General features: G+C 55.5%; 14 protein-coding genes, 1 tRNA gene and 1 pseudogene. 11 read left to right on the plus strand and 5 right to left on the minus strand.

Annotation, left to right across the window (positions count from 1 at the left end):
• The 6 genes and pseudogenes from DW937_RS15120 to DW937_RS00535 all read left to right on the plus strand — a co-directional run.
• A pseudogene (locus DW937_RS15120) lies at positions 1-492 on the plus strand (hypothetical protein); the annotation flags it as partial.
• A gap of 26 nt (positions 493-518) precedes the next feature.
• Positions 519-962 (plus strand): hypothetical protein, encoded by a 444-nt coding sequence (locus DW937_RS14770; RefSeq protein WP_165852843.1) that lies wholly within the window; start codon positions 519-521, stop codon positions 960-962.
• A gap of 82 nt (positions 963-1,044) precedes the next feature.
• On the plus strand, positions 1,045-1,866 hold the full coding sequence (locus DW937_RS15125) for an ATP-binding protein (protein ID WP_243089093.1): 822 nt from the start codon (positions 1,045-1,047) through the stop codon (positions 1,864-1,866).
• A 19-nt stretch (positions 1,867-1,885) separates the two neighbouring features.
• Positions 1,886-3,622, plus strand: coding sequence for a diguanylate cyclase (locus tag DW937_RS00525; protein ID WP_120119767.1), 1,737 nt, complete (start codon positions 1,886-1,888; stop codon positions 3,620-3,622).
• Positions 3,623-3,661: 39 nt separating this feature from the next.
• Positions 3,662-4,489, plus strand: a complete 828-nt coding sequence (locus DW937_RS00530; protein ID WP_120020200.1) for a transporter substrate-binding domain-containing protein — start codon at positions 3,662-3,664, stop codon at positions 4,487-4,489.
• Positions 4,479-7,055: a response regulator gene (locus tag DW937_RS00535; protein ID WP_120119768.1), complete on the plus strand. Its 2,577-nt coding sequence runs from the start codon at positions 4,479-4,481 to the stop codon at positions 7,053-7,055. The genes DW937_RS00530 and DW937_RS00535 overlap by 11 nt, the downstream gene beginning before the upstream one ends.
• Positions 7,056-7,164: 109 nt before the next feature.
• Here DW937_RS00535 and DW937_RS00540 read toward each other — a convergent pair whose 3' ends face one another.
• The 5 genes from DW937_RS00540 to nth all read right to left on the minus strand — a co-directional run bounded on the left by DW937_RS00540 (position 7,165) and on the right by nth (position 13,723).
• Positions 7,165-10,113 (minus strand): PAS domain-containing hybrid sensor histidine kinase/response regulator, encoded by a 2,949-nt coding sequence (locus DW937_RS00540; RefSeq protein ID WP_120119769.1) that lies wholly within the window; start codon positions 10,111-10,113, stop codon positions 7,165-7,167.
• A gap of 5 nt (positions 10,114-10,118) precedes the next feature.
• A complete protein-coding gene (locus tag DW937_RS00545; RefSeq protein ID WP_120119770.1) occupies positions 10,119-11,981 on the minus strand; it encodes an ABC transporter substrate-binding protein in 1,863 nt (620 codons plus the stop codon).
• A gap of 551 nt (positions 11,982-12,532) precedes the next feature.
• Positions 12,533-12,608: transfer RNA gene (locus DW937_RS00550), tRNA-Thr, on the minus strand.
• A 165-nt stretch (positions 12,609-12,773) separates the two neighbouring features.
• Positions 12,774-13,013 carry a GlsB/YeaQ/YmgE family stress response membrane protein gene (locus DW937_RS00555; RefSeq protein ID WP_005941717.1) on the minus strand — a complete coding sequence of 80 codons (240 nt, stop codon included), beginning with the start codon at positions 13,011-13,013 and terminating at the stop codon, positions 12,774-12,776.
• Positions 13,014-13,033: 20 nt separating this feature from the next.
• Positions 13,034-13,723, minus strand: coding sequence for an endonuclease III (nth, locus tag DW937_RS00560; RefSeq protein WP_120119771.1), 690 nt, complete (start codon positions 13,721-13,723; stop codon positions 13,034-13,036).
• A gap of 183 nt (positions 13,724-13,906) precedes the next feature.
• Here nth and DW937_RS00565 point away from each other — a divergent pair, with 183 nt between their 5' ends.
• From DW937_RS00565 to mutS, 5 genes are all read left to right on the plus strand, one after another.
• Positions 13,907-15,181, plus strand: coding sequence for a replication-associated recombination protein A (locus tag DW937_RS00565; protein ID WP_120119772.1), 1,275 nt, complete (start codon positions 13,907-13,909; stop codon positions 15,179-15,181).
• A gap of 39 nt (positions 15,182-15,220) precedes the next feature.
• Positions 15,221-15,613, plus strand: coding sequence for a transcriptional repressor (locus tag DW937_RS00570; RefSeq protein ID WP_097777727.1), 393 nt, complete (start codon positions 15,221-15,223; stop codon positions 15,611-15,613).
• Between the two features lie 134 nt (positions 15,614-15,747).
• Entirely contained in the window at positions 15,748-17,127 is a 1,380-nt protein-coding gene (gene miaB, locus DW937_RS00575) for a tRNA (N6-isopentenyl adenosine(37)-C2)-methylthiotransferase MiaB (protein WP_120119773.1), read from the plus strand.
• Between the two features lie 52 nt (positions 17,128-17,179).
• Positions 17,180-17,587, plus strand: coding sequence for a YlbF family regulator (locus DW937_RS00580; RefSeq protein ID WP_097775655.1), 408 nt, complete (start codon positions 17,180-17,182; stop codon positions 17,585-17,587).
• 112 nt (positions 17,588-17,699) lie between these two features.
• Entirely contained in the window at positions 17,700-20,315 is a 2,616-nt protein-coding gene (mutS, locus tag DW937_RS00585) for a DNA mismatch repair protein MutS (protein ID WP_120119774.1), read from the plus strand.
• The last annotated feature ends 35 nt before the right edge of the window (positions 20,316-20,350 follow it).

Genomic DNA, 20,350 nt, shown 5'->3' on the forward strand with positions numbered 1-20,350 from the left:
GAAAAGCAGCTCCGGGAAGTAGACAAGAAACTGGACAACCTGATGAAAGCCATTGAGGATGGCTTATTCACCCGGACAACGAAAGAACGTCTGGAAGCGCTGGAAATTCAGAAGGATGAGCTGACTGAAAAAATTGCAGATGAAAAATTGAAGAAGCCCAGCTTCAACGAAGATTTCATTCGGTTCTGGCTGCTGAAATTCAGAAAGTTCGATATTTCGCAGAAAAAACAGCGGAAAGCGCTAATTGAAATTTTTGTGAATGCCATTTTTCTGTACGATGACCGGATGCTGATCACGTTCAACTACAAGGATGGCACCCAAACCGTCCGTTTTGAGGACACTTTGACCGCTGATTGCGGAGAAAAAAGTTTGCGTTTGCGAAGCAACGAAAGCCCCAGTGGGGCTATTGAGCAACAGAACGGTCTTGCGCAAGCAAGATGGAGGGGCCTTGCCCCGACAAGTTCGGATTTGTCCAGTCTTGCTGGACCATAAATCCAACGATTTCACGTTAGAAATCGTTGGATTTTTTTGTTTGTGGGCCGACTTCATTTGGTTTTGACCACAATTTTGACCACAATGCCAACGATTTTATCTGGTCCAATTCGTGTCGTTCCGTCCAATTTTCAGGCCGAAAATGCCTCACTGAACAACTGGATCGCACTCTGCCGAATGGATTCCTGAACATGGAGATAATGCTCAGTCATCTCGGTGTCGGCGTGGCCTACATTGTCTCCATGGGCTGGATCTTGTTTATGCAGAAAAAGGGCCTTTGGCAGCAGCTGATCCACGCAGCCGCCGGATGTGAAAAGTTCTTCTTCACACTGGGTGGTTTAGTGTTGATGATGAACCTGCACATTTTTCCATTCATGCTAACCATCTACGATTATTTCCTCAATAGGTCGCTTTGCATTTTATGCCATGCAAAAGGCAGAATCATATATAAAAAGTTCTTTCGTATGTAAAAGCCTTCAAAAACAACTTGAAACACTTTTGTTGCAATGGTACAATAATAATGTTATTTTATGGAAGCTCGGCGCAAAGCCCATGCGGACAGGCCGCCGGTGTGCTGACAGCCACGGCGGCGGTAAGACCGAAACGGCTAAAGAAGACGATGCGCACGAAGCCGTTACCTTTATGGCACCGTATATGGAGGTAGGAGCCTTTATCGAGCAGGTTCACAGCGTTTACCCGGAAGTGAATGTTGAGATCGTGCCGTACAGCGGCGATAACACCACTACCTGCCTACAGAATATGTTTACGGCGGGCGACCTACCGGATGTATGCACCCTTACGGTCTATGTTTCCAGCTCGCTGACTGTGGACGACTCCCGGATGTCCTATTTGCACGGTTCTTCCTTTGCGGAGGCAAAGGAGCGGCTTGACCGCATCATCCGCCAGCAGGCAGGCCAGCGCCGCCAGACCTTTACGGTAAACACCCATCTGCAGCACGAAAACGTGCTGGCAGACCCCAACCGTCTAAATCAGGTGCTGATGAATATCCTCTCCAACGCAGTCAAGTATACGCCCACCGGCGGGCATATCCGGTTTGAGGTGGACGAGCTGCCCCGAAACGAGCACTACGCCCGATACCGCTTTGTGGTGCAGGATGACGGCATTGGCATGAGCGAGGCCTACCAGAAGACCCTTTTTGACCCCTTTACCCGCGAGGAGCGCTCCGGCACCAACAAGGTGCAGGGCACCGGCCTTGGTATGGCCATCACCAAGAACATTGTTGACCCGCTGAGCAGGATCATTCCCACCCTTGCCATGACCGCCAATGCCTTCCTTGAGGATATGCAGAAGAGCAGGGAAGCCGGCATGGACAAGCGCGTTTCCGCAGAGGAAGCACACAAACGATGTAAATGATGCAGGAGAAGATTAGAACGTGAATACACTTTCCGAGATCGAGGAATATTACAAAGCGCGTGAGCAGCAGCTGTTGGAAAAACTTCATCAACAGGAAGCCGCTCTTGCCGCAGCGGAGCAAACGCTGAAACAATTGACCGAAAATCAGAAAACACGGATGGACGAAACCACCAAGCAGCGTGCTGCACGGGAGCGGGCATTCAAAGAAGAACTCTATCGGGATTCTCTGACAGGTGCTTACAACCGCCGCTATTACGAAGAGGTCGTCCGCAAGACCATCGGCCCGGCGGGTGTCGCACTGCTGGATGTGGACAATTTCAAGATCTGTAACGACACCTATGGGCATTACGCCGGGGACATGGCACTGAAAACGGCAGCAAACGCCATTCAGTCCTGCATCCGGGAGTCGGACCTGCTCATCCGCTACGGCGGGGATGAGTTTCTATTGGTCCTGCCCGGCATTCCGGGAGACTTCCTGCAAACCAAACTGGAACAGATCCGCACTGCCGTGCAGATGGCATCCGTACCCGGCTGTTCGCATTTCCGCATCTCGCTGAGCATTGGCGGAACGATACAGTCCCTCGCCGACCCTATGAAAAACATCGTTCGTCGTGCAGATTGGCTGATGTATCAGGCAAAGTGCCGCAAAAATGCCGTCATGGTGGAGGTTCCGGGGCATAGCCTGACCACACGGGAAACGCTTTTGCAGGAAAAATCCCAGATCCTGCTTGTGGACGACTCTGCAATGAACCGCATGATACTGGCAGAGATCTTAGAAGATAGCTACCATATTCTGGAAGCAGAAAACGGGCAGGAATGCATGGAAAAATTGCAGGCAGAAGCCGGAAACATTGCACTGGTGCTGCTGGACATCAATATGCCGGTCATGAACGGCTTTGAAGTGCTGAAAGCCATGAATGTCAACCACACCATCGAGGATACCCCAGTCATTATGATCTCCAGCGAGGACTCCGACGCTGCAATTCGGAAGTCCTACGAACTGGGCGCAAGTGATTATGTCAACCGCCCCTTCGATGCACGCATCGTATACCGCCGCGTGACCAACACCATCAAGCTGTACGCCAAGCAGCGGCGGCTGGTGCAGATGGTCTCTGACCAGATCCGCGCCCGTGAGAATAATACGGATATGCTGGTGGGTGTACTGAGCCATATCGTAGAATTCCGCAACGGCGAAAGCGGTGCCCATGTGCGGCACATTCGTATCATCACAGAAATGCTGCTCCACTGCCTATTGGGGGTCAGCAACAGGTACTCGATCTCTGCGGAACAGCAGGATATGATCCCGCTGGCCTCCGCCTTGCATGACATCGGAAAAATTGGCATTGACGAAAAAATTCTTAATAAACCCGGAAAACTGGCCCCGGAGGAATTTGAAATCATTAAGACCCACAGTATGCTTGGAGCCGGGATGCTGCATGATCTGGATGAATTTGCCGAGCAGCCGTTGCTGCAAACCGCCTACGAGATCGCCCGCTGGCACCACGAACGCTGGGATGGGCGCGGCTACCCGGATGGGCTGAAGGACGATGAAATTCCCATCAGCGCACAACTGGTTTCGCTGGCCGATGTATACGATGCGCTGACCAGCGAACGCTGCTATAAAAAAGCCTTCTCCCACGAAAAAGCCGTGCAGATGATCCTGAACGGTGAGTGCGGAGCATTCAACCCGCTTCTGCTGCAATGCCTGACGGATATCCAAGCTGCCCTGAAAGAAGAATTACAGCAGCACAACTGAGCTGCGGATGCAATCAAAACAGGAGTATAAAAAGCCCGAATGAAACACAGAATCTCACGCCGTGCATTCCTGAACGGATGCACGCTGCTGGCGGCAGCTGCTGCCGTAAGCAGTCTGACTTCCTGCGGAGGAAAGGAAGTGGAAGACAACGGTCTTGCACAAATCGTTGTGGGAAGCGACACCTATCCACCTTATATCTATCTGAACAATGACGGTGTTCCCACCGGGATCGATGTGGAGATCGCCACCGAGGCGTTCCGCCGCATGGGGTATGCTGCCCGGTTTGAAACGATCAACTGGGAGCAGAAAACAAATCTTGTGGAAAGCGGCGCCATCGACTGCATCTGGGGCTGTTTTTCCATGGATGGACGCGAAGAGGTATACCGCTGGGCGGGGCCTTACATGGTGAGCCGTCAGGTGGTTGCGGTGGATGCCCACAGCAGCATCCGATCCCTCAGCGACCTTGCCGGCAAGACCGTCGCCGTGCAGAGCACCGGCAAGCCGGAGGAGATCTTTCTCAGCGGCTCCGACCCGCGCATCCCGCAGACGGTGGAGGTGCTCAGCATTGAAAACCGCAGCGTGCAGTATGCAATGCTGGCCTGCGGCTATGTGGATGCCATCGCCGCCCATGAGATGGCCATCCTGCAATACATGAAGGACAATGATGTGGAGTTCCGCATTTTGGAGGAACCGCTGCTGGTCACCGGGCTGGGCGTCGCCTTTGCCAAGAACGACACCCGCGGGCTGGACAGCCAGCTGACCGATACCCTTGCGCAGATGCGCGCGGATGGCACGCTGGAGCGGATCGTTGGCCGATACCTTGAAAATGCTTCGCAGTATCTGGAGGTGGACACCGTTGGCGCGTAAAAACAGAACCACCCCGGATAAAAGGATATGGACAGCCTATCTGATCATCGGCGTGCTCTTGATGGCCGGTGTTGCTTTTTTCTCCAGCTGGCGGGCAATGCGCACAGCAGAGGAACGCTTTTGCCAGACCCTTGAGTTTGTCAAATCCCAGTCCACCAGCTTTGAAAAGCACAACGATACCATCACGGCAAAGGCACTCCGCCGCACGGCGGTCGCAGTCCATCAGCTGGCAGAGGACACTGCCCTCGATCTCTCCGACCCACAGTGCCTGAACAGGCAGGCAGAAAAGCTCTGGCTCACCGGCGTTTCGGTTCTGGGACCGGATGGCACGCTCCGGTGCGAGTCCACGACCAACGGCATCGGCTATGACCGGTTTGGCGACCGGCTGAAAAATGACGCTGTTCTGAACGTTTTATCTTACCCGCGAAAGACCTATGTGAAGCGCGTCCTGCTGGAAGATGGCTCTGCTGTGGATGTTGCGGCACACCGGGCAGAAAGCACAGCGCTGCTCCTGCTTGCCTACCGGTACACCCCGGCGGAATTTGTGGAGGAAACGGCGCTGTCCATCCAGAGCATACTGGATGGCTACCCGGCAGAAACCAGCGGCACGCTGTTCATCGTGCAGAACAATCAGGTCGTTGCCGCAAACCGCCCGGAGCTGATTGGGCAGGATGTTGCAGGCAGTCCGCTGGCGCAGGGGATCCGCAAAGCCGGGGCCGCAGAGAAGCTGACCCATACCCGGGACTGGAACGGCTCCGGCTGCTATTTCGGGATGTTCTGCCATGGCAGATCCTTCGATCTCTATGCATATACGGACGAAAAAATAATCTTCCGGGAGGCGCTTTTGCTGATCCTGACGGTTCTGGTTGGCTACATCCTGCTTGTAATGATCCTTCAGCTGCTGCGCCGCCGCTCCGTGCAGGAGATGGAGCTGCAGAAAAAAGAGCAGGAGAGGAAGTACCAGACCCAGCTGGAGGAACAGAACCGCAAGCTGGAGATCGCGCTTCAGCACGAGGGGGCGGCAAACCGCGCCAAGCGGGAGTTCCTGTTCAATATGAGCCACGATATCCGCACCCCCATGAACGCCATCATCGGCTTCACCTCGCTGGCTGCGACCCATATCGACAATAGGGAACAGGTGCTGGACTACCTCAAAAAGATCTCCACCTCCAGCCAGCATCTGCTTTCCCTCATCAATGATGTGCTGGATATGAGCCGCATCGAGAGCGGAAAGGTAAAGATCGAGGAAAAAGCGGTGCATCTGCCGAACCTCGTCCACGATGTGCGCTCCATCATTCAGCCCAATGTTTCGGCAAAGCGGCTGTCGCTTTTTATTGATACCATGGATGTGGAAAACGAGGATATCATCACCGACCCGCTGCGGCTGAACCAGATCCTGCTGAACATTTTGTCCAATGCCATCAAGTTCACTCCCACAGGCGGCATGATCAGCATTCGCATTGCTGAGAAAAACGGTGCGCCTGCGGGCCGGGCCTGCTATGAGTTCCGCATCAAGGACAACGGCATCGGCATGAGCGAGGAATTCCAGAAGCACATCTTTGAGGAGTTCGCCCGTGAGGAAAACTCCACCGTCAGCGGCATTCAGGGTACCGGCCTCGGCATGTCCATCACCAAGAACATTGTGGACCTGATGGGCGGCACCATCGCCATTGAGAGCGAGCCGGGCAAGGGCAGCGAGTTCATCGTGAATCTCTGCTTTGCGCTCAGCGGACAAAAGGTGGAACTCAGGCAGCTCCCGCAGCTGGAAGGGCTGCGGGCACTGGTGGCGGACGACGATACCGACACCTGCCTGAGCGTCAGCACCATGCTGTCCAAGATCGGGATGCGGCCGGAGTGGACGATCTCCGGCAGGGAAGCGGTGATCCGCACCCGGTATGCCATGGAGCAGGGGGATGAATTCAGCGTTTACATCATCGACTGGCTGATCCCCGATATGAACGGCATCGAGATCGTGCGGCAGATCCGCAAGGTGATCGGAAAAAGCTGCCCCATCATCATCCTGACCGCCTACGACTGGGCCGATATTGAAGAGGAAGCCCGCGCTGCCGGTGTTACCGCCTTCTGCGAAAAGCCGCTGTTCCTCTCGGAGCTGCGCAGAGTGCTGGCAGAGCCGTTCGGTGCAGAGCCTGCCTGCAGGCCGGTGCAGCTGAACGCGGAGGCCTTCAAAGGGAAAAAGATCCTGCTGGTGGAGGACAACGAGCTGAACCGTGAGATCGCAGTGGAGATCCTGAAGGAAGCGGGCTTTGAGGTGGAATCTGCCGAGGATGGCGAGATCGCCGTCCGGAAGATGAAGCAGGCGGCAGACGGACAGTATGACCTGATCCTCATGGACATCCAGATGCCCAACATGGACGGCTACGAGGCAACGCGGCAGATTCGTGCGCTGCCGGATGCCGCAAAGGCTGGCATCCCCATCTTTGCAATGACGGCAAATGCCTTTGAGGAAGACCGTCAGAACGCACTGCAGGCCGGTATGAACGGCCATATTGCAAAGCCGCTGGATATTCCGCACCTGCTGCAGGTCCTTGCAGATGTACTGAAATAAACAGCGCCCAAAAGCAAAAGCACCCACAGCAAGCGCCACAGAGGTTTTGAATCTCCGGTGAGCAAATTGCTGTGGGTGCTTTATTTTTTTATGCCTGACAGGCGGCTTGTTACAAAATTTTGCGCAGCTCCTGCACAAGGTCGCCGATCACGATGGGTTTGGACAAAAAGCCGGTCATGCCGCTTTCCAAGGCATTGCGGCGGTCTTCATCGAATGCGTTGGCAGTCATGGCAAGGATCGGGATCTTTGCCAGTGCAGGGTCGCCCAGTGCGCGGATCTGCCGGGTGGCGGTATAGCCGTCCATCACCGGCATCTGCACATCCATCAGCACCAGATCATAGCTGCCCGGTGCGGCAGTGCTTACCTTTTCCACCGCCACGGCACCGTTTTCCGCCGTATCGACCCGGAAGCCGTACTCGCACAGGATCTCCTGCGCGATCTCACGGTTCAGCTCGTTGTCCTCTACCAGCAGGATGTGCCTGCCCTTGAAGTTGGTGTTCTTTTCCGGCAGCAGCTCCTGCGCCGCATCCGTCTGTGTCTGTCCGATGGCGTTCATCAGGGTCTCGCGCAGGTCGGATATGAACATGGGCTTGGAGCAGAAGGCGGTCACACCGGCAGCCTTTGCCTCCACCTCAATGTCGGACCAGTCGTAGGCGGTCAGGATAATGATGGGCGTATCATCGTTCAGGCTGCGGATCTGGCGGGTGACCTCGATGCCGTTCATATCCGGCAAGCGCCAGTCGATGATATAAGCATGGTAAGCGTCGCTCATCTCGATGGACTGCCGTGCACGCAGCACCGCTTCCTTGCCGGAAAGGGTCCACTCGGCACGCATGCCCACCTTGACCAGCATCTTTGTCACGCTGTCGCAGGTGTTGAAATCGTCATCCACCACCAGTGACTTCAGGCCTTCCAGTTCGGTGATCTTTTCCACCGGACGGCGCTCTGCTTGCGCACGCATCGGCACGCGAATGATAAACTCGCTGCCCTTGCCCTGCGCCGTCTGCACCTCGATGGTGCCGCCCATCATATCCACGATGTTTTTGGTAATAGCCATGCCAAGGCCGGTGCCCTGGATCCGGCTTACCGTGGAGGTGCGCTCCCGCTCAAACGGCTCAAAGATCTTTTTGGCGAACTCTTGGCTCATGCCGATGCCGTTGTCCTTGACGCGGAACTCGTACTGCCCGCAGCCGCGCACCGTTCCGGCAAGCTGTCGCACCCGCACCGAGACTGTGCCGCCCGCCGGGGTGAACTTGATGGCGTTGGACAGCAGGTTCAGCAGTACCTGATTCAGCCGGGTCTTATCACAGTAGACATCCTCATCGGTCACATCCATGGCATCCATATAAAGCTCCAGCTGCTTTGCGTAGATCTGCCCGCTGACGATGGTTTTCAGGTCGTGCAGCACATCCGAAAGGTTGACTTCCACTTCTTCCAGATGGATCTTTCCGCTTTCGATACGGCTCATATCCAGCACATCGTTGATGAGGGAAAGCAGATGATTGCTGGAAGCGAGGGTCTTGGCAAGATAATCCTTCACCCGGTCTTTATCGTCAATGTTGCTGAGTGCCAGCGTGGTAAAGCCGATGATGGCGTTCATGGGGGTGCGGATGTCGTGGGACATATTGGAAAGGAAGGTGCTCTTGGCGCGGTTGGCCGTTTCGGCAGCTGCAACGGCATCCGAAAGCGCCTGGTTTATCTGTTTGTCGGCGGTGCGGTCGGACATGACAAGGATATATTTTGTCCTGCCTGCTACATCGCTGCCCATGGCAACGATGTGGAACCAGCGCAGCTCTTTTGTCTCCTGATGCATATACGCCGCATCCCACTCGCGCTGTTCCCCGCGGTGAAGCCTCTCCAGAAAGTTCTTGTCACGGTCCGGGTCGTCTTTCGGGTGCAGGTTCGCCAGAACATGGACATCCTGCCGCACTTCTTTCCACGGGATGCCCAGCAGCCGTTCGACGTTGGGGCTGACATAATCCACCTTGGAGGTTTTTGCGTCCAGCATCAGGAAAACGTCGTCCACGTTCAGCGAAAGCTTTTGGAACAGCTCATCCCGGTACAGGATCTCAGTGTCCTTCCGGCGCAGGGTCGTATGGCTTCTGCGCAGGATCAGCAGGATGATCAGCACAGCAAGGCCAAAGGCGATGCTCGCCACGATCTGCACCGTGTGGAACCACAGCTTATCCAGACTGGCATTGACGATGCTGACCGGCACAAGCCCCACCATCGTCCAGTTCTGGACCGCGGTATTCTCGTAGACCAGATAATAACTGATGTCGCCAAGTTTGACCCTCAGGTTTCCGCTGCGGCCCTGCGCAAAATCATCCGAAAGGGCAAGAATCTGTTCCTCGGAAAGGTCGGAATGGTCGCGCAGCATCGCAATGAAGTTGTAAATGATTTCCTTGCGGTTTACGGAATTGTCGATGACCACCCGCCCATCCGGGTAGATCACATAGTTGCTGGCATTGCCCTGAAAAGCAGAGTTGTCCAGCAATCGCAGCACAGCATCATTATAATAGGTGATGGCAACAGCATCGTAGGCAAAGCCCCGGTAGCTGCCCTGCGTTTCGGGGCAGATGAACGCAAGCATCGGGGCTTTGCCGGGCAGCGCCGTATTCACGACGATATCCTCGCCATCGGAGAGCTTTTCGTCCAGATTGGTCTGCAGGCCAAGGTAGCCGGTTTCCCCGGTCACGGTCGTGTAGTTGCCGTCATAGGAAAGAAAGTAGAAGTCAACAAATCCGGTTGCCTGCTGTGCTTCCTCGATATATGCCTGAATTTCATCCTCATTCGAGGTGCTTTTCAGAAAGCCGTTGTACAGATGCAGATAGGTCAGGTTTTTGCGCACCATCTCTTTCAGCATACTATTGGATTTATACAGTACCTCTTCCAGATGCGAGGTGCTTTCCTGATAGATGGTCTGCGACATAAACGAGATGTACCGGAAGCTGAAACCGGCTGCCAGAAAGACCAAAAGAAGGATGGCAGCGGCGGCAGGCAGCCACTTGTGCCGGGAATAGCAGCTGCGTTTGGATTCGTGCTTTTCGTCTGCCATTCCGCTCACCTCAGTGTCATGTAGTTTTCCGGCTCTGCAAGCGCTGCGCCGCCGGAGACATAATCGCGCCATGTGTTCTTTACCCACGCATCTTCGCCCGCAGACGTGCCGCTATCGCTCGCAAGCAGCGCTTCCATCTGCTTTTCCGTTGCAAGGCAGGTCACGGTAACGGTGTCGCCATCCCCCAGCGGCTGACCGTTCCGGGTGATGTCGGTCAGGGTATAGCTGCCGTTTGCCTCTTTTACCTCCACGGCAATGCCGCTGACCACCGGCAGAGAGCCGTGGTTGAAGGGCACAAACCCGCCCTCGCAGCCTTCCACAAAGGCGCGGACGGTCTCTTTCAGCTCCGCACCGGTCATGGTGCGCTGGCGGGACATCAGACCGTTCGGCATGATCATGGAAGCCGCCATTTTCTGGTTATAATCCGCCTGCAGCACACTGCCGGTAAAGCTGTTTGCGGTGGCAAGCAGCACATCGGTGCCATACACGCCGCGCAGCGTGTTTGCCATCACGGAGAAGGCAGCGCTGCCGCCGTTTGCGTGGAATACGTTGGAATAGGCCTTCCCGGAGGTCAGCACGGTCTCGTTGTCGGCAGGCTCCTCTTCGGCAAGGAGCTTGGCATTGAAGGCCTGATACGCCTGCGCAGCGGTAAGCTCGCCTGCGATCATTTTGGAGACCACATCCTTGGAAACGGCAAAGAAATCGTTGGAGGCGATGCGGATATACATGTGGTTTTCTTCCACTACGCTGCGCACGTCTTTCAGATACTCGGTCAGGCGCAGGGGGACGTTCTGGCTGTAGCTCAGTACGTCCTGCCCCTCCGAGACGATGCGGTTCTGCGCCTGTTCGGAGAGCATGACGTTCAGCACCTTCATGGCTTTTTCGCGGCGCGCAGTGTCCTGCTCCAGATCCCGGTTCAGGGCAACTTGGAAATAGGGGGTGGTCATGATCCACTGTTCGTCGTTCTGGCTGAAGAAGGGCAAAAAGGTGGTGTCGATGCCCTCATCCTGAAACATCTTCACGCCGGCAGAGCTGCCAAAGTACATGGCAACTTCTCCGTTCCGGAACATCCCGGTCACATCGTCGTAATTCAACGCAAGATCGTCTGCCGTAAGGTGGGTATCCTGAATGAACTGCTCCATCCGCTCAAATGCCCCCGGCCACACGGTGTCGTCCAGACCGACCCGTGCGGTGTTGGCGGGGTCGCTGTAGGCAGTACGCCACTTGCGCCCCGCGGTGGTGGTAAGCTCGGCAGCGGAAAGCCCCTGCAGCGTTTCCATGCAGGTGTAGTCGTAGGCGTAATCGGCGGTAAAGCCGCGGATGCCGATCTTTTCAAAAGCCTGACAGGCCGCTGCAAAGCTTGCGTAATCGGTGGGCAGGGGAATATCGTACTGCTCAAAAAGGCTGCGGTTGACCACAAAGCCGTGGGCATCCGCGCACACCGGCAGCCAGTTCACACTGCCATCCTCGTTTTTGAAGCTGTTGAGGTAGGTGTTGTACACAGCGCCCGCCTCATTGGTCATGGCAAGGTTCATCAGGCTGTCCTTCAACGGTGCCGCATCGTGCAGCGAGAAGCGGCAGCAGGTGATGATATCCGGCAGACCGCCGTTCTGCTGCAAAAACTTGTAAAAATCCAGATCGTTGTTGCCTACGATGAATTCAATGTTCACGTCCGGCAGCTGCGCCTGAACATAGGGCGCATAGTTTTCGTACAGGCTGGTGCTCCACAGATACACCTGAATGGTCTGAGCGTCTTCCAGCTTCTGTGTTCGTTCCGCATCTTTTCCGCTGCATCCGGTGAGCAGGGATAGCCCCATCACCAGTGCCGCAAGCATGGAAAATAGGCGGCGCAATGTTTTTGTTTTCATCCGATCCTTCTCCTCACACTTCTTGGGCAGCCATCGTTTTGCGGCTGGCTGCTTTGGCTTACTGATCATACATCACCGCCCGCAAGAGTGTGCGCTGTAAAACCCACCCACGGAAAGGATGCCGCAATTTTTGCGTCTTTTCTGTTTTGCGCTCTCCCTCTACCGCGAAGGGGCACAGAATGACAGAGATATAAAAATATTTTACCACTCCCATGAAGGATTATCAATAAAATTTCATAGATTGATCCATAAAAACTGTATGGGATTACAATAGATGTGTTACAAAGTGAAAAAGACGAATGAGTCGTTCTGTGGTACAGTTAAATTGCTACACCAAACATCACAGAAACACATCATTGACAAACCTGCATTGTGAACTCAAGGAGCCTGTCCAAAAGAAAGCATAAAAATGCGCATAACGCCCTATGAAATGGTGTTGCGGGGCGTTTTGTCTTGTTTTGTGGGCGATGCTGCGGTTTTGCGAAAACTTGCGAGACTAAATAAAAAAATCCTACGGAATTACGATTTTAAACGTAAATTCGTAGGATCTCTGGAGCTACTGACCTGATTCGAACAGGCGACCTGCTCATTACGAGTGAGCTGCTCTACCAGCTGAGCCACAGTAGCAGATGAAATTTTCTTGCATGTTCTGCAACGAGAAATATTCTATCATACTTCCTGTGCGCTGTCAAGATTTGATTTTGCGGCAGAACAGGTGCAAATCGTCTGTGATGCAAAAATATAACTGCCCTCCGAGAAAAACTCGAAGAGCAGCCTTGCACACAAGAATAATCAGTTGAACAGCTTACGGCCGATCCAGATGCAGATGCAGGCACCCACAACGGAAACGAGGATCTCACCCACGATGCCGGTAGCGCTCAGACCGATCAGGCCGAACACGATGCTGCCTACAAAACCGCCCAGAATGCCCAGCACGATATTGCGCACGGTGGAAGTTTCGCTGCCCATAATGCGGCCGGCGATGTAACCAGCCAGAGCGCCGATCAGCAGACTGAAAATAAAACCAAACATAATATTCTACCTCCTGAATTTTAAAGCTCTGCGCTCTGCCCGGCGGTTTCCCGGGCAAAGCGGCAAATATCCTTCAAACAACATTTTTCGCATTCTGGTTTGCGCGCATTGCACACTGCCCGACCATGCATCACAAAGCGGTGGCACAGGTCGCTGCCTTCTTCCGGAGGAACGATCTTCCACAGGGCCATTTCCACCTTCTGCGGTTCCTTGATGCCGTCCACAAGGCCGATCTTGTTGCACAGCCGGATGCAGTGGGTGTCTGTTACGATAGCAGGCTTGCCAAACACATCGCCCATGATAAGGTTTGCGCTCTTGCGGCCTACGCCGGGCAGGGCGAGCAGCTCTTCAAAGGTGGTGGGCACCTGACAACCGTATTTATCGCGCAGCACCCGCATACAGGCGGAGATATCTCGCGCTTTGGAGTGTCCCAACCCGCAGGGCTTGACGATGGCTTCAATGTCTTCGGGTTCCGCAGCAGCCAGCGCAGCAACATTGGGATATCTGGCAAACAGGTCTTCCACCACAATGTTCACGCGGGCATCGGTGCACTGGGCTGCCAGACGCACGCTGACCAGAAGCTGCCAGGCGTGGTCATAATCCAATGTACAGCCGGCATCTGGGTATTCTTTTTTTAACCGGTCGATCACTTCCAGCGCCAGCGCCTTTTTTGCAGTAAGGTCTTCTGGTGCCTTTTTGCGAACAGGCATTTCATCCACTCCCATCAACAAAAGCTGATACGATAATACCATGTTTTGCGTTTTTTGTAAACTGCGGGCAAAAATTATCTGAGAATGATTTTCAGATAAAACCTTGCTCTTACTGACAAAATGCGATATACTATAGAAAAATGCTGGGGGAATCGCACCTCGGTACGGGAGGAGGGAAACACGATGAACGAACCACTGGCACAGCGTCTGCGGCCCAAAACACTGGCAGATGTCTGCGGTCAGCAGCATCTGCTGGCACCGGGCAGGGTGTTCCGCCGTACCATCGAGAGCGGACGCATCCCGAACATGATCTTCTACGGCCCGTCCGGTACCGGAAAAACGACTGTGGCGCGCATCATTGCAGAAAACAGCGGGATGACGCTGCATAAGCTCAATGGTACTTCCTGCGGAACCGGGGATATCAAGGCGGTGCTCAAGGATATCGGCACGCTGGCAGGTGCGGGAGGCATCCTGCTGTATCTGGACGAGATCCAGTACCTGAACAAAAAACAGCAGCAGAGCCTGCTGGAATGCATTGAGGACGGCTCGGTGACGCTCATTGCATCCACCACCGAAAATCCGTACTTCTACATTTATAATGCGCTGCTGTCCCGCTGCACGGTGTTTGAGTTCAAATCGCTTTCGGCGGCGGATGTGGAGCGTGGGGTGCACAATGCGCTGAAAAAGCTTTCGGAAGGGGAGAGCACAAAGGTCTGCATGGACGAGGATGCCTGTGCCTACCTTGCCGAGAGCGCAGGCGGCGACCTGCGCAAGGCGCTGGGCTGTCTTGATTTTGCGGTGACGGCAGCTCCCATTGAGGATGGGGAAAAGCACATTACGCTGGAAATGATCCAGCAGGTCACCCGCCGCACTGCCATGCGGTATGACCGGGAGGGCGATGACCACTACGACATCGTGTCAGCCTACCAGAAGTCCATGCGCGGCTCCGACCCGGATGCGGCGCTGCATTATCTGGCCCGTCTGCTGGAAGCAGGAGATCTGCCCTCGGCCTGCCGTCGCCTGATGGTATGTGCCTGCGAGGATGTGGGCCTTGCCTATCCACAGATCATCCCCATTGTGAAGGCGGCAGTTGATGCCGCCAACATGGTGGGCCTGCCGGAAGCACGGCTCCCGCTGGCAGATGCCGTCATTCTGGTGGCCACCAGTCCCAAGTCCAACAGTGCCCACGATGCCATCAACGCGGCCATTGCGGATGTGCAGGCGGGCCGTACCGGGCCGATCCCGCGCCAACTGCAGAACAAGCACTACGACGGTGAGGATGCGCTGGTAAAGGGACAGAATTACAAATACACCCATGATTACGCCCACCACTGGGTGGAGCAGCAGTACCTGCCAGATGCCATCAAGGACGTAAAATATTATACCTTTGGCGATAACAAAAATGAGCAGGCGGCCCGTGCCTACTGGGCAAAGATCAAGGGCGAAGAGAACGTCTGAACAAGACCTTTTGTATGAGGAGAAAGCAAAGGAGAAGTTATGCGATATTCCAAACAGCGCGAGCTGGTCATGCAGACGGTGCAGAACCTGTGCGACCACCCCACCGCCGAGGAAATTTATGATGCTGCGGTCAAGGAATGCCCGGGCCTGAGCCTTGGCACCGTATACCGTAACCTGAATAGTCTGGTGGATGCGGGCCGGGTGCGCCGGGTGTCCATTCCAGGCAAGGCTGACCGCTTTGACCACACGCTGCCCTGGCACAGCCATCTGTACTGCACCGTGTGCGGCAGCGTGACCGATGCCGAGGTGGACGAAAAGCAGGTAATGAAACTGGTGAAAAACCAGAAGGGCCATGTGCAGGACTGCGCTGTTGTGCTGATCGGCGTATGCGAGGCCTGCTGCGAGAAGCAGGCGCAGGAAAACGCCCACTGAACCATAAAATTTGCACGGAACCTCTTGCCCGGAGCGTATAAACAGGGTATACTATAGAGAAGGCTCTTTTCAGAAAGTGCAAGTAGATTTTCGCCGCACAGGGCACTTCGGCCCGGTGGAGAAGGATGGTTTGATTGGAATACATTAGTTTTGAACATAATAACATTGCCGCTGAGCTGGTAAAGCAGGCCTATGATACGCCGCCGCTGGCCTTTGTGCACAGCTATGGCTGTCAGCAGAACGTGAACGACGGCGAGCGGATCAAGGGCGTGCTGATGGACATCGGCTATGGCCTGTGCGATAAGCCCGAGGATGCAGACCTGATCCTCTTCAACACCTGCGCCGTGCGTGAGCATGCCGAGCAGCGTGTGTTCGGCAACGTAGGTGCCCTGAAGGGACTTAAGGAAAAAAAGCATGATCTCATCATCGGCCTGTGCGGATGCATGGCCAACCAGAAGCACGTGGTAGAAAAGCTGCGCCAGAGCTATCCTTACGTTGACCTTGTGTTTGGCGTGGACGGCATCGACACCCTGCCGCAGCTCATTGCCCAGAAGCTGCAGAAGCATAAGCGTGTGCTGATGGAGCCCGCCCAGCGCCCGGTCATCGTGGAGAATATCCCCATCCGGCGTGAGAGCGAGTTCCGCGCATGGCTGCCCATCATGTACGGCTGCGACAACTTCTGTACCTATTGCATCGTGCCTTATGTGCGCGGCCGCGAAAAGAGCCGCAAGCCCGGAGATATCCTTGCCGAGTTCCGTGGTCTTGTGGAGGCAGGCTATAAGGAGATCACATTGCTGGGACAGAACGTCAACAGCTACGGCAAGGGTCTGGAAGAAAAGGTGGACTTTTCTGATCTGCTCAACCTGCTGTGCACGGTGCCTGGCGATTACCACATCCGCTTTATGACCAGCCACCCCAAGGATGCCAGCCACAAGCTGATCGACACCATTGCCGCCCAGCCGAAGTTGTGCAAGCACCTGCACCTGCCGGTGCAGTGCGGCTCCGATGAACTGCTGAAGAAGATGAACCGCCACTACACGGTGGAGCAGTACATGGAGCTGATCGAATACGCTCGCAAAACGGTGCCCGGCATCACCTTTTCCAGTGACATCATCGTTGGCTTCCCCGGCGAGACCGAAGCGGACTTTGTCAAGACGCTGGAACTGGTGCAGAAGGTGGGCTATATGCAGCTGTTCACCTTTATCTATTCCAAGCGCACCGGCACCAAGGCCGCCGATATGCCGGACCCCACCCCCCGCAAGGAAAAGACCGACCGCATGACCCGCCTGCTCAAGGTGCAGGACGAGATCGCCATGGCGCTGGTCAAGGCGCAGGTTGGCCAGACTGTGAAGGTACTGGTAGAGGGCTTTGGCCGCAATGAGGGCACCCTCTCCGGCCGTCTGGACAACAACCTGACGGTGGAGTTCACGGCAGACGCTTCCCTGATGGGCAGCTATGCCAACGTACATCTCACGGGCGCACGGGCGACTGTGCTGCTGGGTGAGCTTGCCTGAGTGATTCCGGGGCAGTGCCCCTGAACGTATAAATAAGAAGGAGACCATTCAAATGGATTGCATTGATCTTTTCAAGCGCGCAGCCGTTGCGCTGCAGACCGATAGCCGCTACCTCGTTCTGGATCAGACCCGCAAGGCAAACGATAAGGACGAAGAGCTGCAGAACCTGATCGGCGAGTTCAACCTCGCCCGCATGGATCTGAACAATGAGATCGGCAAGAGCGAGCGCAACGATGCCCGCATCGCCGAACTGAATGAAAAGGTGAACAGCCTGTACGGCCAGATCATGGGCAACGAGGGCATGGTGGCTTACAACGAGGCCAAGCGTGACTGCGAGAACCTCGTGAACTATATCGATGCCATCATCAACACTGCCATGAATGGCGGCGATCCCATGACGGTACAGGAGCCTTCTGCTTCCTGCACCGGCAGCTGCTCCACCTGCGGCGGCTGCCACTAAAACCGGCAAAAACAAAACGCGGCTGTGCAAAACAGACCGCGTTTTGTTTGCAAAAGCGGTTACAAGCCGCAAACTTGTGCACAGAACCATAGAACGGGAGAGAGGGTAAACCATGGCAGAGCTGTCGCCCATGATGCAGCAATATCTTGAGATCAAAAAACAACATAAGGACGAAATTCTGTTTTACCGCATCGGCGATTTTTATGAGATGTTCTTTGACGATGCCCTGACGGCATCCAAGGAACTGGACCTGACCCTGACCGGCAAGCAGTGCGGCATGGAAGAGCGGGCACCCATGTGCGGTGTGCCCTTCCACAGCTACGAGGGATATGTGGCGCGGCTGATCGCCAAGGGCTACAAAGTAGCCATCTGTGAGCAGGTGGAAGACCCGGCCAAGGCCAAGGGCCTTGTCAAGCGGGACATCATCCGCGTGGTCACACCCGGCACGGTCATTGAGAGCAGTATGCTGCAGGATGACCGCAATAACTACATTGCCAGTATCTTCCTCAAAGGAAAGAAAGCAGGTTTGTGCTTTGCGGATGTCTCTACCGGTACGGCCCATATCACAGAGCTGAATGCAGACAAGATCGCCCCGGCGGTCATTACGGAGCTGTGCCGCTACCATCCCAGCGAAGTACTGATGAATCCGGGGCTGCTGGACTGCCGCGAGGTGACAGCGTACATCAAAAAGAATATGACTTGTTCGGTGGAGCTGATCGAAGAGGAACGCTATGCACCGGGCCTTGTGGCGGCATCGCTGGAAAACCAGTTTGGCCGCGACTGGGCGCAGACCACCGGCATTGCAGCGGACGGCCTTGTGCGCTTTGCCATGGCGGCACTGCTGGAATATCTGCACGATACCCAGATCAAGGGCGTGGAACGTCTGAAAACGGTCATAACCTATAATAAGGCCCAGTTCATGCGTCTTTCGCCCGTGACCCGCGCCAATCTGGAGCTGACCGAGACGCTGCGCGGCCGCGAAAAGCGGGGTACGCTGCTCTGGGTGCTGGATAAGACCAGTACATCCATGGGCAAGCGTATGCTGCGCAGCTGGATCGAACAGCCGCTTATTTCCAGTGCACTCATCAACCACCGCCTGAACGCTGTGGAGAGCCTTGTCAAGCAGACCATGGCCCGCGGCGACCTGACCGAAGAGCTGGGTTACATTGCGGATATGGAACGCCTGATGACCCGCACGGTTTACGGCTCTGCCACACCCAAGGAGATCTATACGCTGGCCCAGACCTGCGACCGGCTGCCCGGCCTGCGCAGGCTGGCTGAGGCCTGCGGCTGCCCGGAGCTTGCTGAACTGGCAGTACAGATCGATCCGTTGGAGGACATCAAGGCCCGTATTTATGCGGCGGTGGACCCGGAAGCGCCCTCTACCCTCAAGGATGGCGGTGTCATTGCCAAAGGCTACCATGCCGAGGTGGACGAGCTGCGTTCCATCCGCGACAATACCAAGGGCGTTCTGGCGCAGCTGGAAGCCCGCCTGCGGCAGGAGACCGGCATCCCCAAGCTGAAGATCGGCTATAACCATGTGTTTGGCTACTTCATCGAGGTAAGCAACTCCTATAAGAGCATGGTGCCGGAGACCTACATCCGCAAGCAGACCCTGACTTCCGGCGAACGCTACATCACGCAGGAACTGAAAGAGCTGGAAAGCAAGATCTTAGGTGCCCACGAACGGCTCATCACGCTGGAGCACCGCCTGTTCAGCGAACTGCTGGAAAGCATCAGCGCTCAGCTGGACCGCATCCAGCGCACGGCCAATGCGGTGGCCCAGCTGGATGTGCTCACGGCGCTGGCGCAGGTGGCAGCGGAAAACAACTACTGCCGCCCCGTTGTGGACGACAGTGACGAGTTGATCATCACCGAGGGCCGCCATCCTGTGGTGGAGCAGATGCTGAAAGGCAGCCTGTTTGTACCCAATGATACCACCCTGAACTGTGGTGCAGACCGCTGCCTGATCATCACCGGCCCCAACATGGCAGGTAAATCTACGTACATGCGCCAGAATGCACTGATCGCGCTGATGGCGCAGATCGGCTCCTTTGTACCGGCTTCCAGCTGCCATGTGGGTGTGGTGGATGCCATTTTCACTCGCATCGGTGCGTCGGACGACCTGTCTGCCGGTCAGTCCACCTTTATGGTGGAGATGACCGAGGTAGCGGAGATCCTGAAAAATGCCACCGCCAAAAGCCTTGTGGTGCTGGACGAAATCGGCCGCGGCACTTCTACCTTTGACGGCATGAGCATTGCCCGCGCCGTAGTGGAGCACATTGCAGACCCCGCCAAGGGCCTTGGCTGCAAGACTCTGTTTGCCACCCACTACCACGAGCTGACCGAGCTGGAAGGCGGTGTGGACGGCGTAAAAAACTACAATATTGCAGTAAAAAAACGCGGCGAGGACATCACCTTCCTGCGCCGCATCGTGCGCGGCCCGGCGGATGACAGCTACGGCATCGAGGTGGCAAAGCTGGCAGGCCTGCCCGGCAGTGTGACCCGCCGCGCCCATGAGGTGCTGCGCGCGCTGGAAGCAACTGCACCTAAAAATAAAGTAGAGCAGATGGATTTTGATGCCCTGCAGGAGTATAACTCTCCGGCTGTGCCCAGCGAGATGATGGACAAGCTGGAAGCTCTGGATGTGGAAACACTCACCCCCATTGAGGCTTTGAACTTCCTCTACGAGCTGAAAAAGACCCTGAAGGGCAGCCTGAACAGATGAAACTGCTCTACCTGACCCAGACCATACAAGGAGGG

The organism is Faecalibacterium sp. AM43-5AT (genome assembly GCF_003603345.1).
Classification (GTDB): domain Bacteria; phylum Bacillota; class Clostridia; order Oscillospirales; family Ruminococcaceae; genus Faecalibacterium; species Faecalibacterium taiwanense.

Coding starts and splice junctions, on each gene's coding strand:
- DW937_RS00565 (WP_120119772.1), top strand. CDS start 13,907: ATGAACGAACCACTGGCACAGCGTCTGCGGCCCAAAACACTGGCAGAT.
- DW937_RS00580 (WP_097775655.1), top strand. CDS start 17,180: ATGGATTGCATTGATCTTTTCAAGCGCGCAGCCGTTGCGCTGCAGACC.
- nth (WP_120119771.1), bottom strand. CDS start 13,723: ATGCCTGTTCGCAAAAAGGCACCAGAAGACCTTACTGCAAAAAAGGCG.
- mutS (WP_120119774.1), top strand. CDS start 17,700: ATGGCAGAGCTGTCGCCCATGATGCAGCAATATCTTGAGATCAAAAAA.
- DW937_RS00530 (WP_120020200.1), top strand. CDS start 3,662: ATGAAACACAGAATCTCACGCCGTGCATTCCTGAACGGATGCACGCTG.
- DW937_RS15125 (WP_243089093.1), top strand. CDS start 1,045: ATGCGGACAGGCCGCCGGTGTGCTGACAGCCACGGCGGCGGTAAGACC.
- DW937_RS00545 (WP_120119770.1), bottom strand. CDS start 11,981: ATGAAAACAAAAACATTGCGCCGCCTATTTTCCATGCTTGCGGCACTG.
- DW937_RS00555 (WP_005941717.1), bottom strand. CDS start 13,013: ATGTTTGGTTTTATTTTCAGTCTGCTGATCGGCGCTCTGGCTGGTTAC.
- DW937_RS00540 (WP_120119769.1), bottom strand. CDS start 10,113: ATGGCAGACGAAAAGCACGAATCCAAACGCAGCTGCTATTCCCGGCAC.
- DW937_RS00570 (WP_097777727.1), top strand. CDS start 15,221: ATGCGATATTCCAAACAGCGCGAGCTGGTCATGCAGACGGTGCAGAAC.